Raw genomic sequence first — 13,308 nt, forward strand, 5'->3', positions numbered from 1 at the left:
ATCTTATTAAATTTAAAGTATAAAGAAATCGGGGTTCATCTGGGTTAACGTGCTGAAAGATTTGTACACCCCAACATTTGACTTAGAACCTTTTTAACAAGGCGCTAATTTCCTCATGGACAAAATAAAATTCATCATCATCCCAATAATCAATACTGTCTTGTCGACATTTTTCAAGCTGCGCTCTAGTTTCAAACGCAATATCACCGATAAAAATTTTGCCTGCAGGCGTAAGTTGCTGCAATAATGCTGTAATGTATTGCACCTTCATTTCATCGGTAAAATGATGCAGCGCATAGGTGCTAATAATGGCATCATATTTTTGATGAAGAAACTCTACTGGCAGCCCTTTTGACAAATCCCACTCCATTAAGTTTGCATCAGGCATTTTTTCTTTGGCGATTTCGATCATTTTCGAGGAAAAATCGAGTCCATTGATAAAATGGCCATTGTCATAAAGTTTTGCCGTTAACACCCCTGTGCCAAATCCAATGTCTAATACAGTTGATTTTGGAATGGACATGACCTCGTTAAATATCGTATTTAATACTGCTTTATATCCCGCAAATGGATACTGATTGCTTTCTTCACTTAGCTGAACCGTTTTATCGTAACCATCAGCCCATAAATCAAATCCTTGTTGATTTAGTAGCATAATCGTCCTCCTATGTTTTCCATCGATTACTAGTCTGATAAATGAATAATCATAGCCCTCGTTTATAAATTGATATGTGTATTAAAAAATTCGAATATTTTCTCATACACGTAAATTTCATTCGCCTTTTTCGTGAATCCATGTCCCTCATCCTCTAGCACAATATATTCCACTTCTCGCCCCTTGTCCTTTAAAGCAGCAACGATTTGGTCAGATTCCTTTTGCACAACACGTGGATCGTTCGCCCCTTGAATGACTAACATAGGTTTCGTCATACCATCTAAATACGTAATTGGTGAATCGACTGTTAATCTTTCTTTATCCTTCTCTGGATCTCCTATCCATTGCTTCATATATGGCGCCCAAAAATCCGGAACAGACTCAATAAATGAAAACAAATTACTTGGACCAAAAATATCGACAACTGCTTTAAAGTAATCTGCATGGCGACCATGTAATAACAGTGCCATATAGCCACCATAGCTACCACCTGAAAGCAGCATTTTATCACGATCCGCATAGCCCTTCTCAATAAGCCAATCAACCCCAGTAATATTATCAAGACGTGGACCATGACCCCAATCGCCCTCAACCATTTTCATAAAGTCTAGACCGTAGTTCGATGAGCCTCTAAAGTTTGGTGCAAAAATAGTGTATCCCTGGGTCACAAGGAATTGGAACATCGGTCGAAATGATTTGCGTTCAATTGATTGCGGACCACCGTGTGGCCATAAAATAACATGGCCATTCGAATTTTCTTCCTTCGCCTTGAACAAGAGTGCCTCAATTTCCAAACCATCAAACGATGGATAACGTAGCACTTCGGGTTCCACCAAATCCTCGTCCCGAACACCCGGTACTCTATAGTGAGTTAACTCCAACCACGAGCTTCCCATTTCCTTTGAAACAAAAATATTATTTGGCTTCGTAGCCGATTTTCCAAGCAAATATAAATGTCCGCTTGGCATAATAACCATTTTCTCAATAATATCAACAGGTGTTTCTAGTTTTTCATTTTTCCCATCTGCCACTGTATAACGATAAAGCCGATCCTCTACACCATAGGAACCAACTAAATAAAGTGCATGCTCTTCTTTCGAATAATGAATACTTGTAAAGTTTTCTTTTACTAATTGAAGCAACTTTATAAATTGTTTCGACTGAATATCAAATTTTGCTAAGTAGCTAAAATCTTCATCGTAATCTGTTAAAAAATAAATTTCCATTTCAGAAGTATACACAACATCGGAAACTGTATGTTGCTTATCCGTTAATGGCGTGAGCAATATTTCCTCACCATCAATTTGTACATATGCTAAGGAATGCGTATTACCAAACTGTTTAATATAAACAAATGATTTTTCCTCTGGGCTAACTGTAGCGATAAAAGTAGGTGCATTACTACCCTCAATAAGTAACTTTTCCTCTTCACTCTCAATGTCATAAACTAAACTATTTAAATACGTCGAATTTCCAGCTGTAGTTGAGTAATAAAGATGTCTACCATCCTCAGTCAAATGTGCGTAGAAATGACGCTCTCCCTCTTTATAGCGAATTGGTACTAGGCTTCCTCCCTCAGGTGAGATTGCGTAAATTTGACTATTTTCATCGCCATCTTTATCAAATCCTGCTAAAAGGAATTCACCTGTTTTCGAATATTTAATAAAATTCGAAGTTTGATTATTAAAAGTCATTTGATAAGGAAATTTTTTCTCTAAATCCATTCCCCATAGATTAAAATATCCATTAAAATTCGTACTTAGTACCATCTGCTTTTCATCAGGACTAATCGCAAAATCACTTACCGTTAAATTTTGCAAAAAATGCTTTGTGTTCATCTTTTCAAACTGAATCATAGACGTTCCTCTTTTCTTAAAAATTTTCTCTGGTAACAGTACTTTTAAAAAAGGGTTCCATCCCTTTTCCTGTGATAACGTCTTCAAGGCCAAATCGGCTTATCAGATGCCCCCAGGAAGCTTTGCTCTGCGCGAAAGCGAAGCGTCAGCGACAATTGTTTTATCTGCGCGAAAGCGAAGCGTCAGCGACAATTGTTTTATCTGCGCGAAAGCGAAGCGTCAGCGACAAAGCACCCCGTCGAAATGGAAACCAACCCCATGTCATGATGAAAATCCTAATAAATACAATTATACCATTTATTTTAATATAAAAATCTGAATATTGTAACTTTATTTATTTCCTAATAAATGTTATGATAAAGATAGTTTTCTTTTCAAGGAGGAATCGAAATGGACGCATTCTTTTGTAATGCTTGCTCTAGACCAAACACTTTACAGGTCAAAGAGGTCTAGAAAAGTTAACGCAAATAACATAATTGAATGATCTCTTTAGGCCATAAATTTTATGAAAAGCCTACAATACAGGAGTGAATTCAAATGGAAAAACCAACAATTCAGCCGTTTTTAACGGTGGCAAACTATCATTTACTTGAACAGCAAATGAATAAAATCATACGAACACTTGCAACGACGAAAGATAAGGACGTCATCCTTGCCGTACACGGTATCATTGAAAACGAGATCACAGCAAAATTAGCGTTGTCCGCTGAGGAAGCTGAGCTAATTGAACAGCTTTTCGAAGTGACAAATCGTGCACAGGGTGATGAGTATATTGAACGATTAAAACCATACGTCATCCCTTTCAAAGCAGTCACTGCCAACACACTGAAGAGCCTTTTTAAAAAGGAAAAAAAGCTAAAACTACCGAAGCTTGAAGAAATGGATTTTCAGGAGATTTGTTATTTAGCATGGGATGATCCTGGAACACATCGAAAATATGTCTTGCTGGAACAAGATGAAAAGTTCAAATCGATTAAAGGCACATTCTCCAATGATACTATTCGTGGAATATGTGCAATATGTAACCGCCATTCCGATGTAGGCTTATTTACTACATCCGTAAAAGGGCAAACCGTTGGAACGTTCACGAATTATAGTAATTACATTTGCGCAGACAGCCAAACATGCAATCGACATGTAACAGATATCGAAAAAACAAGGGAATTTTTCGATCGCATCACTCAATAAAGTGAAACATTATTATTCAGTGGGGTTTTATCATCCCCACTGATTTTTATTTTTCACCAATCTCACTGAATGTACAGTTATAGAGGAATAAAAAGAAGCCTTCTCCATTGCGGGGAAGGCTCTATAAATAGTTTTTATTAATTAATAACGAAGCTGATTTTGATCCACTTTTATAATCGACGAAGCAATGATGACAAAGCCAAGCATTAAAACAAAGATTAAATCGAGTAAACCTGTATGCATAGACACCGTAAATACCGTAATAGTAAATGCATAGGCGACAGAATGGAAACTACGAATGCCCTCCTGTTTCACTTTATTATAAAGAAGCGAAATTAAAGCACCATATAAAAAGAAGCCAATTGCTACTAATAAATAGCCCCCATCTAAAAATAATTGACCGATAAAAGTTGGTGTAGTTGTACGATTTCCACGGGTAATGACCTTACCCTTCTCCACACTTATGGAATTGACAACTTCAGTTACCACCATACGAGGTGAAATTTGTTTACCAGGTAATATCGTACTAAAGATACCTTTATGGATTTCACCGTTTAAATAACCGTTTTCCTGCGTATACTCAATAATTGTACTTAACACAATATGCCCTGTTACACTTTCTTCATTTAATGCACGCACCCATAACGGCGTTTGATTTACCTTTTGTTCAGCCGTTAACAGTTGGTCTCTTGCCTCTTCCGTTAGCTCCACATCAGGCTGGTCTCGGTTATTAAATTCTAATGACCGATCCTCCGTTAACACACGAATAAAACTAAACGTAGAGAAAGCTACACCAATAACTAACAGCGTTGTTAAAAACCACGTTAATTTCACTCGTTTTACTACGTAGTGGACAATGATGATCCCTGTAAATAGGATAATAATTAATGGCGTTCGATAGGCAACTAACACAAATAAAAAAATGATAAATACATAGATAGAACCGTAGATAAACCCTTTCTTCCACGTCATATGCTTTTCTAAAATCATTTTATAGGATAGCAGCAATAAAACTCCAAACCATAGTAATTGACTAAAGAAGTTCAGCTTTGGATTTAGGTTTCGGCGATTTGACTCATCCGAAATACCAAGTCCGCCTCCAAAAACCATCCATATGTACGAACATAAACCAAGTAACGTAAGAAACACGATAAAATGAATCACATATTTGCCTAAAAACGACAGACCAAATGAAGGAATTGTCCATTTCATCTTGTCTATAACGTAAACACCTATGTAATAACAAATAACTGCTAAAATAACTGCTGGCCAAATGGAAACATGTATATTGAACATTTCAAACCTATGCCAATCAAACATGCTCGTAAAGAAATATAGCAGTAAAATAAATGGTAAAAAGAAATACGGCGAAAACGTATCGATTTTATTTAATTTTCTAAAAAATTGTTTCATGTCCTTTCACACCCCAAAACACTTTCTCCCCCATACTTTATATTAATTTCCAATTATGTAAAACAAGAATAGTATATCATACCAATGGATTTTTTTGCATATCTACTTACTATTTTTGTTAGTAAATTTAAACATTTAAAGCCTAGTAAGTAATTTCTGTCTTCGTTGTTCGGGATACGCATGCCGAGTGCACGAAAAAATTCTATAGCTATCAATATCCAAAACGAAAACGAGTACGGCGCTTTTGTGCTTCCTGTACTCGTTTTAAGGTTTTATAATTTAATTTCCGAGAAGCATAACCTTCATATCACCGTAATGGAATACCATGGAAGGATCTGCAACAGCAAGACCAGGATTTGTAGGACTAGAAAGGCCTGATCCACCAACCACTTCGATTTCAAGTCTTCCACGTAACGGGCGTTCTCCTACTAAATAATCGCCTGTAGATTTAACATGAAGAATTCCATTTACAAGAGAACTAATATCAAACTCCAATCGAGTACAACTCCTTGGAGGTATAACAGTTGACGGAAGACCTTCTAAAAAAGGTTTTTCATTCTCATTCGTTATAAAAGGAAGTGATATTCCTTCCATTGAAAGCTGTAAAGAAGGGCAATATTCAATCACAACATCAGCCTCTAGTGGTTTGCTTGTAGGGTTTTTTATAAGAATCACAAGTCGATTATTAGGCTGTCCAACCGCAGCATCCAATGGAACAAGAAATGGTCCTGTAGTAATTGTATACTTTCTATTTTGACATGTTGATGTTTGATTTGACAAAGATTCACCTCCTAATAAAAAGATATTACTTTCTGTATATCTTATTAAAATCCAAAAACAATTGTATAGACGGTTGTAGAAAGAATCCTACTTTATTTTTAATTGTAAATGTAGTGGCTGGGAGCTAATTTCTCAAATTTACCTATTGAAACAATTCAATTCATTTAAACAAAACTATTAAAAAGATGGAGTACACGCATCTTTTTTAATACATGAAATCGAAAAATAATGAAATTTTAATGTTGGGTGCATTTTGGGGTACATGTTTTTTCTTCGCTACCATTAGAACAATCTGCTACAAACGGTGATTTATCAATGTTTTCCAACAAAAAAACACTCGTATTTTAAACGAGTGTTTCGACTAGGATAACCATTTCGGTGGTGTATTTTCTCCCAAATAAATTTGCTGTGATAGATACTCTATCTAATCTTGCCTATAGACATTGATAATTCAATGCACAAAAATAACTATCATAATTTCAAACTATGCAAAGCATAAAACAACTTTAATCATGGGCTGTAAAATGTATATGTTTTGATCAATTTCATCTGTATTAGTTTAAAAATTATCAAACTTTTTTCTCACTTTCTTTCGAAACATAAAGCCAAATCGATTAGTATATACTTCATTCCTGGCAAGAAGTTTATATGCATCTAGGATATTGGACATATGGGTATAAATGTAGATACCGACTGCAATCAGCCCAATACAAATCGGATAATAAGGTGTCAGAAAACCAGCGGAAATAAATTTTTTCCTTTCTAATCCAATTGGTAAGAACCCCACTACAAATAATCCGAATCCTGCTATCATAATAATTGAGTATTTTCTCTTCATATTTTTATATCTAATGTTTAGCTCTTGGAGATATTTTTCATCAAACAATAAAGGTTCTTGTTTAAGCACTTTATATTTATCTTCTTCAAAAAAAGATGTTGACGCAAGTAAACCTATTCCTATGGTTGCAAGAATAATCGTTGGTACTAAATAAGTTGATGGGTCTTGTTTAAAAATAAAATAAGGGATAAAGGATAAAGCAATAAAAAATAAACCCATTGAGAAATATTTAGCTGATTTACGAACAGAGAGTAAAAAACCTTCTGCCATTTCTTTGCTAACATAATATCCTGACTCTTTATCATTGCTTGGTTCGACAGAGTCCTTTAACAGATAATCCATAGAAACACCAAAAATATTTCCAATCATAAGAAGTCTTTCAGTTTCAGGATACCCTTGACCATTCTCCCATTTGCTAACGGCTTGTCTCGTCGTGTTTAATTTTTCAGCTAAAGCTTCTTGAGAAAGCCCATTTTCCTTTCTCAAATTAAAAAGTTTTTCACCAAATGTCACTTGCTTTGAACCCCTTCCATTAGTAAAAAGTGATAAAAATACCGCTACCTTCATACAGCTAAACGTTTAGTTAGTAATAATACTTCAACAAATGTTACACAGGGAATATATATCACATCTAGCGGGTTATCTTTTAAAAAGTAGTGGATAATGAATATTTATCCAATTTACGAACTTTCACATTCCATTTTATTCCTATACATCACGATAACACGGGTATCTATTTGTTTCAATTCATTCGATTAGAATTGAAAGATATCATTTACCAGTTACCACTTTAGATATATCATATAAAGCAGCAACTATTATTTGGAGTGCAGCGAAGATTGCAACTATATTGAAAAAGGGATTTTCATAAAAACTTAACCTCTCGGTAAAAAATTCAGTCTGTAATATCCTATTTCCAAAATCACCGAAATTAACATTAGTAACTACAAATGTACCATCCAAAGTTGAAAAGATGAGGTTAAGAATTAAGAAGCCTCCAAGATTAATTATCCATTTTTTTATTAAACTCATCTTGTTATTATCCTCTCTTAATAATCTTGATTAATTTCAAATGTAGTAAACGACTCAAAATATTATTTCATTAAATCATAGTTTAAATAGCATCCTAATACTCCACCGAGGATTCCCCAAAAACCTATACTAACGGAATGCCAGAAGATAACTCTTCTTTTATTTGTTCCTGCAGCTAATGAAGTGAAAGCAGCAATATGGGCGGAAGCGACTAATGGAGCAATAAGTGCAAGTCCTGGAACTCCATATTTATCGTACCTTTCTCTCGCTTTCGTTGCGCGATTATGAATAAATCCTTTTTTTATTGAATTACGATTACGAATTTTTGTAAACAAAGCATTAAAAGGTAAAATAACGAACAAGATTGAAATCCAGTTTCCTATCATACTAATAATTACTGCAAAAATAATCGGGATCCCGATGAGAGAACCGACTACAGCCCCACCAGGAGATTCTACGAACGGAATGAACGATATAACAAAAACGCCCAAATACTGTAAAAATAAATCTAATTCAGATAATTGACCAACAAACTCTTGTACCATTTGACGGAACATGTTGTACTCTCCTTCTTTAAAGAACATTCCTTTTTATTTTCCAAGGTGTGTTCACTATTTTTTTCTAAATCGAGACATGCCATATATAATAGCAACAAAGACAAAACCTACAAATACGAATATATTTGTTATTGGCTCATTAACTCTTGGGATTGAGTCCTGAAAAATCTTTAAACAAATTAATACACCGATGGTAAAAACAATCCCGATAATTGATACTTGTTTCATTGTTTCTCCTCTCTAATCACTTTCAATAATGCACTGTTTTTTAATTTCGATTAAATATGAATCTCCTTTCTTAATTACTATCTAAATCTTAGAAAAACATTACTCTTACTTCTACAATGCTGCAGTTGCACTTTGTCAACTTACGGTTGCAATCATGTTAAACAGTGTATTTTGTATAGAAATTCCTCACCGAACCTTAAAAACATAACTCAACGAGAAATTATTATCTGTTTAAACCGTTATTAAGTTTCTATAAACTTAGCTATTTATCAATATGAATTTATTAACGCACACGCTATTTTTTTAATCACCATTAATGCAGTTATTGAAGAAGAAATACTTCATCGAAAAAAAATTAAGAGGTGTAAGCTTACCTAGCTAAGTATCAAATAAGGTAATACTATTCTCACGTTTAATTATCAACGTCCACCAGCTTTGCGTCTTGTATATCATTAAATGCAATACGTTTCACTGCTACATCAGTCTCTAGTAACATTTCCTTTTTGTGCTGGATCCGTCCCTGTTATCAATCCAGTTTTGTCGTGTAAATTATTATTTTGCCACAGCGTAAGAGTAACTAATTTTCGCAATTTAAAGGCACGTTGAATTGTTTGCTCAATTTCTTCTAGTTCCCACTCGGTTAAATCACGCTTCTTCTCATGAAATTGCTCTTCTTCCATTTTCTAATTTCAACTAAATGTTCAGGCAGCATCATCGCTGTCCATTTTATTGAACCACGGTCTTTTATCATAATATTGCCCCCTGATAAGAACGTTTGTTCGTATATATTGTAGAACTATCGCTCTGTTTTTGGCAATAAAAAACCAGGCACACAAATTTTTGTGACTACCTGGTTTTTAATGTTCTATTTAAGTACTGTTAACTATTATTTTCTACGTATTTCATCGTACGAGCCAAGAATGCTGCCATGTGAGCTCGAGTTAATGCATTGTGTGGTTTAAAATTTCCATCAGGGTAACCATTTGTTATACCTAGCTTTACAATACTTTGAATAAAAGGAGCACCATAAATTAAATAATCCACATCTTTAAACAACCTAGTTCCTATTGGTACCTCATCTAATGGTAATTGAAACGCTCTAACCAAAATTACAGACATTTGCATTCTTGTTAAAGGAGCTTTCGGCATAAAATCATATGGTGTAGATCCATAAATAATTTCTGCTTCAACAGCAGATTGAATATAACCACTATTTATATTTGATTTCGGTACATCATCAAATTTTGTTTCTCGTGGTGTACCATCAAGTCCCACAGCTTTAGCGATCATAACAATCGCTTCTTCTCTTGTAATCAATTCGGCAGGTCTGTATTTACCGCCTTGTTCTATAATGCCAGTCTCCACTAAATAACTAATGTCTTTGAAATTAGGGTGAGTTGAAGGCACATCATCAAATACTTGAATTTCTTTCGCTGAAACACCAGGTAAGACTAGAGTTAGGACTAAAATAGATGTGATGATCGGTATCAGTATTTTTTTCATCAAAATTCCTCCTTTAGATTATTATACCTAATCTCATTATTATTAACATTACAATGTGCGTTTCACTACTGAAATCAGCAGCCCTAAAGCTTCACCATCTGTCATAGAGCATACTTTTTCGCTGTGATCCACTTTTAAAATCCCTTTTTGATATGTCGTTTTTAATAGTGCTTTTAAATCCTCTTTAGCTGTTGAAGTTAGTGAGTTTGCCATATTTGTTTCCTCCTTTGGTTGTGTTGGTGTTATCGTTTGGGTTGTTGGCTTCATAGCCTGTTCAATTCGTTTCAAAAAGATATTCCAACGACTTTCACTTAAGATACGATGCGGACAGTATTTTCCGTTCCAATCATGGTGTTTTTTCACTCGCTCAATACCCCAACCGTATTGCTTTAATAATTTAGCGATGTATTGTACTGCATTCTCCTCTGCAGCAACATAACGAGCTCCTCCACTTTTGGTGAACCAATTGGTGAGCGTTATTTGAAACGGATTATTGACTTAATATGCGAGAGAGAAAAAATTACTCACTTTACACCTCACTACTTACGACATACATTTGTTACGATACAATTATCGAATAATATTCCTATTTCTACAGTTGCAGCATTGGTTGGTGATACTCCTGAGACAATTTATAAAGTGTATGCACATTCATTTGCAAAAGATGAAGTACATGCGTCTAATCTTATGGATGAAATTATCAATTTGAGTTCATTTGAAGAATCTGAGGAAATCAAAAAACGATGAATTTGGGGCACTTTTTGGGGCACTCGTCTTTCTTCTCCCTCCCCTACCCAGATAATGTGTAAATATAATAACTCAACAAATCGGTATAAATGTTGATATATCCATGTTTTCAAACAAAAAAACACTCGTATTTTAAACGAGTGTTTCGTGATTTTTTAGGATAACCATTTTGGAGGTGTGTTTTTCTCCCAGTAAATATCTCCTAAATTGTTATGTGCCATAAAGTCGTCCTCGGCACTATGGTAGTGGAAGTTGTAATAATAGCCTTCCTGTGGTCTTTTTTCTGTGCGGACATGGAAGCGAATTAAATCCATGCCTGTTTCATTGCTACTAATATTGAAAATTTTTTCGCCATAGTTGCCACTTGGCTTTTCAGAAATTGTTAACGATGCTAATGATGAATCGTCTAAGCTTGCTACTGTCATCGCAATAGCTTCCTCCATTTTCGGGAAGATAATGGAGTCAAATTCATTGCTAATTTTTGGGCCGATTTTTGTGCCGAATTTTTTATAGGATTGCTCTTTCGCAGCGTCAACGAGCAATGAGCCATAGTCGACTGGTTCTTCTTGTATTTCTGTTTCTATCGGAAGAGCAGCCGCTTCTGCAGTGCTTGTCCCAGGTGATGGTCCGATAGAAGCACGATTTGATGGATTTTGATCAAATGCTTCCCATATCTCATGTGTTGGCGTAATTAATCCAAAAGTTAAAAACGCAACCATAATGACGATACTTTTTTGAACCCATTTCTTCATTAATTAACACCTTCTCTTTATGTACAAATTGGTAATTCTATTACTTATATATACGCATAAGCCTATAAAAGGTTTCATATTTCTATAATTCATTGTACAATATTTATGTATAAAGTAAAAACTTCACATCCTGTGAAAACGTTTGTATGATCATCATCCTGTTGCCTCAAACTAATCGGGCATTTATTAACAGTATGCTGGTTAAATGTGTCGTTTTTTTTAAAAGGAGGTACAGAACATGGAAATCGCAATGGGTATTGGTCTTTTAATAATGTTAGGTTACTTATCATCTTTATGCTTCACGAACTAATACAATTCCTTTTTACAAAGAAAGTCCGCGAGCTTGCGGACTTTTCTACTTTGATAGCCAATTCTTCCGCTCACAGTCCTGAACTTTTTGAGCTACTTGCGAATCTTCCCCAGACCTCCTCTCTGATCATTAATTTTCGACAAAATTAAAAAGACTGTAGAGTAAATTTATCTATAACATCTACAGTCTGGAACGTTCTTTTTAGTCTTGTTATAAGTATTCAAGTACCATTCTTGCTACTAAAGTACGTGGCAAAATTGTAAAAATACCACTCTCTGTTCTAACAAACTGCCTATGCTCATCATTGTATCCCATACAATCTAAAATAATTAAATCCACCCGGTAATCTTTAAGATAACGAGCTGCTTCTTTAAAGTTCCCATAATCATATGGTGAGGCAACAGCAACTGTGATATCATCCGAAACCTCTTGCCACTTTTTAAGCTTACTTCTCCTCTGTTCATCTAATGGGATAATTAAACCTATCTTCGGTTTTTCGGCCATTGCACTTACAGCTTGGGTTACGATTCGATTTGGATAAAAAATGGGCTTTCCACATGTTAAAGTCGGCAAATCATCTGTGCTTAATACGACGACCATATCAACCGCTTGTTCCAACTTCGATAATTCATTTTGTAATAATGGTAGCAGTTTTCTTCTGCTCATGATTATCGATCTACCATCACGCAATCGCGAAGCACATATATTCTTTTCGTTTCTCGCAATAACTGATAGTAATTGTGCTTCATTTAAGGAATCCAATGCTCCTCTTTCAACAATTTCTATATCTTTATGAAATATTTCTTTAAATGTTGGTGTAATGTCTGAACGAGGTGATTGTCCGATAGTCAAAAAACCGACTTTATTCATTCATAGTCACCCCTACTTTTGGTTGATCTAATACATCTAAAATCAATAATATCTGCTTTACCGCCATATCTATTCCTCCACAATTTTTCTCTATAATTTTGGCACGACAGCTTTTAGCTAGTATCATTTCTAAAATAAAAGTAGAAATATTCAGAAAAAAAGGTTCAGTAAGGCTATTTTGCACTTTGATCAATTGATATCTTCTAATTCAATATGTCACTTTACTACTTTCCATAACATCCCATATTAACAAAAGGCATCGCTTTTGAACATGGTATTAACTTGTTACCAACGAATACGACAGTCGGTAGCTATTTCGTTTTCAACATTTGCACTATAGTAATATTGTAAATAACTCACAAATTTTATATAGGTATTTTTAAGTTAAAATATTAATAAACATTGTTACATAAGTTCATATATATTGAAATATTCATCTGAAAAAATAATCAAAAAGAACTATATAGAATGTAACCGTTGGGAATTCATTATATAAAAAAGAGTAGACAAAGTTCGGTCTACTATCAGATGGCTCTTCTATATGTCTTTTTGATGGTTCTTTTCGTCGCTTCAGCTTTT

Annotated in this window: 16 protein-coding genes; 2 read left to right on the plus strand and 14 right to left on the minus strand. The window is 34.7% G+C overall.

Features of this window, described 5'->3' with window-relative positions:
• Positions 1-82: 82 nt before the first annotated feature.
• Both ACIQ7T_RS22195 and ACIQ7T_RS22200 read right to left on the minus strand, forming a co-directional pair.
• Positions 83-655: a class I SAM-dependent methyltransferase gene (locus tag ACIQ7T_RS22195; protein ID WP_402873612.1), complete on the minus strand. Its 573-nt coding sequence runs from the start codon at positions 653-655 to the stop codon at positions 83-85.
• 62 nt (positions 656-717) lie between these two features.
• A complete protein-coding gene (locus ACIQ7T_RS22200) occupies positions 718-2,511 on the minus strand; it encodes a S9 family peptidase (protein WP_402873615.1) in 1,794 nt (597 codons plus the stop codon).
• Between the two features lie 537 nt (positions 2,512-3,048).
• On the opposite strand from ACIQ7T_RS22200, the gene ACIQ7T_RS22205 reads away from it, so the two are divergent.
• The gene (locus ACIQ7T_RS22205) at positions 3,049-3,699 is read left to right on the plus strand and encodes a FusB/FusC family EF-G-binding protein (RefSeq protein ID WP_402873618.1); all 651 of its coding nucleotides are present in this window, start codon (positions 3,049-3,051) and stop codon (positions 3,697-3,699) included.
• Positions 3,700-3,840: 141 nt separating this feature from the next.
• Here ACIQ7T_RS22205 and ACIQ7T_RS22210 read toward each other — a convergent pair whose 3' ends face one another.
• The 9 genes from ACIQ7T_RS22210 to ACIQ7T_RS22250 all read right to left on the minus strand — a co-directional run bounded on the left by ACIQ7T_RS22210 (position 3,841) and on the right by ACIQ7T_RS22250 (position 10,413).
• Positions 3,841-5,112, minus strand: coding sequence for an oligosaccharide repeat unit polymerase (locus ACIQ7T_RS22210; protein WP_402873621.1), 1,272 nt, complete (start codon positions 5,110-5,112; stop codon positions 3,841-3,843).
• Positions 5,113-5,391: 279 nt separating this feature from the next.
• Positions 5,392-5,892, minus strand: coding sequence for a hypothetical protein (locus ACIQ7T_RS22215; protein ID WP_370078997.1), 501 nt, complete (start codon positions 5,890-5,892; stop codon positions 5,392-5,394).
• Positions 5,893-6,451: 559 nt separating this feature from the next.
• Positions 6,452-7,243, minus strand: coding sequence for a helix-turn-helix domain-containing protein (locus ACIQ7T_RS22220; protein WP_370078999.1), 792 nt, complete (start codon positions 7,241-7,243; stop codon positions 6,452-6,454).
• Between the two features lie 258 nt (positions 7,244-7,501).
• A complete protein-coding gene (locus tag ACIQ7T_RS22225; protein WP_370079001.1) occupies positions 7,502-7,762 on the minus strand; it encodes a YfzA family protein in 261 nt (86 codons plus the stop codon).
• A gap of 62 nt (positions 7,763-7,824) precedes the next feature.
• On the minus strand, positions 7,825-8,319 hold the full coding sequence (locus tag ACIQ7T_RS22230) for a small multi-drug export protein (protein WP_402873625.1): 495 nt from the start codon (positions 8,317-8,319) through the stop codon (positions 7,825-7,827).
• Positions 8,320-8,373: 54 nt separating this feature from the next.
• On the minus strand, positions 8,374-8,547 hold the full coding sequence (locus tag ACIQ7T_RS22235) for a hypothetical protein (RefSeq protein ID WP_402873628.1): 174 nt from the start codon (positions 8,545-8,547) through the stop codon (positions 8,374-8,376).
• Positions 8,548-9,026: 479 nt separating this feature from the next.
• Positions 9,027-9,227 carry a YolD-like family protein gene (locus ACIQ7T_RS22240; RefSeq protein WP_402873631.1) on the minus strand — a complete coding sequence of 67 codons (201 nt, stop codon included), beginning with the start codon at positions 9,225-9,227 and terminating at the stop codon, positions 9,027-9,029.
• A gap of 199 nt (positions 9,228-9,426) precedes the next feature.
• Entirely contained in the window at positions 9,427-10,050 is a 624-nt protein-coding gene (locus ACIQ7T_RS22245; RefSeq protein ID WP_402873634.1) for an S-layer homology domain-containing protein, read from the minus strand.
• Between the two features lie 48 nt (positions 10,051-10,098).
• Positions 10,099-10,413: a hypothetical protein gene (locus ACIQ7T_RS22250; protein WP_402873637.1), complete on the minus strand. Its 315-nt coding sequence runs from the start codon at positions 10,411-10,413 to the stop codon at positions 10,099-10,101.
• A gap of 117 nt (positions 10,414-10,530) precedes the next feature.
• Between ACIQ7T_RS22250 and ACIQ7T_RS22255 the strand changes: the two genes are divergently transcribed.
• Complete coding sequence (locus ACIQ7T_RS22255; RefSeq protein WP_402873639.1) at positions 10,531-10,797, plus strand: tyrosine-type recombinase/integrase; 267 nt, start codon at positions 10,531-10,533, stop codon at positions 10,795-10,797.
• Positions 10,798-10,952: 155 nt separating this feature from the next.
• On the opposite strand, the gene ACIQ7T_RS22260 is transcribed toward ACIQ7T_RS22255, so the two are convergent.
• The 3 genes from ACIQ7T_RS22260 to ACIQ7T_RS22270 all read right to left on the minus strand — a co-directional run bounded on the left by ACIQ7T_RS22260 (position 10,953) and on the right by ACIQ7T_RS22270 (position 12,922).
• Positions 10,953-11,549 carry a YpjP family protein gene (locus ACIQ7T_RS22260; protein WP_370079005.1) on the minus strand — a complete coding sequence of 199 codons (597 nt, stop codon included), beginning with the start codon at positions 11,547-11,549 and terminating at the stop codon, positions 10,953-10,955.
• Positions 11,550-12,069: 520 nt separating this feature from the next.
• On the minus strand, positions 12,070-12,729 hold the full coding sequence (locus ACIQ7T_RS22265; protein ID WP_402873642.1) for an AroM family protein: 660 nt from the start codon (positions 12,727-12,729) through the stop codon (positions 12,070-12,072).
• Positions 12,722-12,922, minus strand: a complete 201-nt coding sequence (locus ACIQ7T_RS22270; RefSeq protein WP_402873645.1) for a hypothetical protein — start codon at positions 12,920-12,922, stop codon at positions 12,722-12,724. The genes ACIQ7T_RS22265 and ACIQ7T_RS22270 overlap by 8 nt, the downstream gene beginning before the upstream one ends.
• Positions 12,923-13,308: the final 386 nt, after the last annotated feature.

Source organism: Lysinibacillus sp. NPDC096212, from assembly GCF_044763105.1.
Taxonomy (GTDB): domain Bacteria; phylum Bacillota; class Bacilli; order Bacillales_A; family Planococcaceae; genus Lysinibacillus.

Coding starts and splice junctions, on each gene's coding strand:
- ACIQ7T_RS22210 (WP_402873621.1), bottom strand. CDS start 5,112: ATGAAACAATTTTTTAGAAAATTAAATAAAATCGATACGTTTTCGCCG.
- ACIQ7T_RS22240 (WP_402873631.1), bottom strand. CDS start 9,227: ATGGAAGAAGAGCAATTTCATGAGAAGAAGCGTGATTTAACCGAGTGG.
- ACIQ7T_RS22235 (WP_402873628.1), bottom strand. CDS start 8,547: ATGAAACAAGTATCAATTATCGGGATTGTTTTTACCATCGGTGTATTA.
- ACIQ7T_RS22195 (WP_402873612.1), bottom strand. CDS start 655: ATGCTACTAAATCAACAAGGATTTGATTTATGGGCTGATGGTTACGAT.
- ACIQ7T_RS22265 (WP_402873642.1), bottom strand. CDS start 12,729: ATGAATAAAGTCGGTTTTTTGACTATCGGACAATCACCTCGTTCAGAC.
- ACIQ7T_RS22225 (WP_370079001.1), bottom strand. CDS start 7,762: ATGAGTTTAATAAAAAAATGGATAATTAATCTTGGAGGCTTCTTAATT.
- ACIQ7T_RS22260 (WP_370079005.1), bottom strand. CDS start 11,549: ATGAAGAAATGGGTTCAAAAAAGTATCGTCATTATGGTTGCGTTTTTA.
- ACIQ7T_RS22200 (WP_402873615.1), bottom strand. CDS start 2,511: ATGATTCAGTTTGAAAAGATGAACACAAAGCATTTTTTGCAAAATTTA.
- ACIQ7T_RS22230 (WP_402873625.1), bottom strand. CDS start 8,319: ATGTTCCGTCAAATGGTACAAGAGTTTGTTGGTCAATTATCTGAATTA.
- ACIQ7T_RS22245 (WP_402873634.1), bottom strand. CDS start 10,050: ATGAAAAAAATACTGATACCGATCATCACATCTATTTTAGTCCTAACT.
- ACIQ7T_RS22205 (WP_402873618.1), top strand. CDS start 3,049: ATGGAAAAACCAACAATTCAGCCGTTTTTAACGGTGGCAAACTATCAT.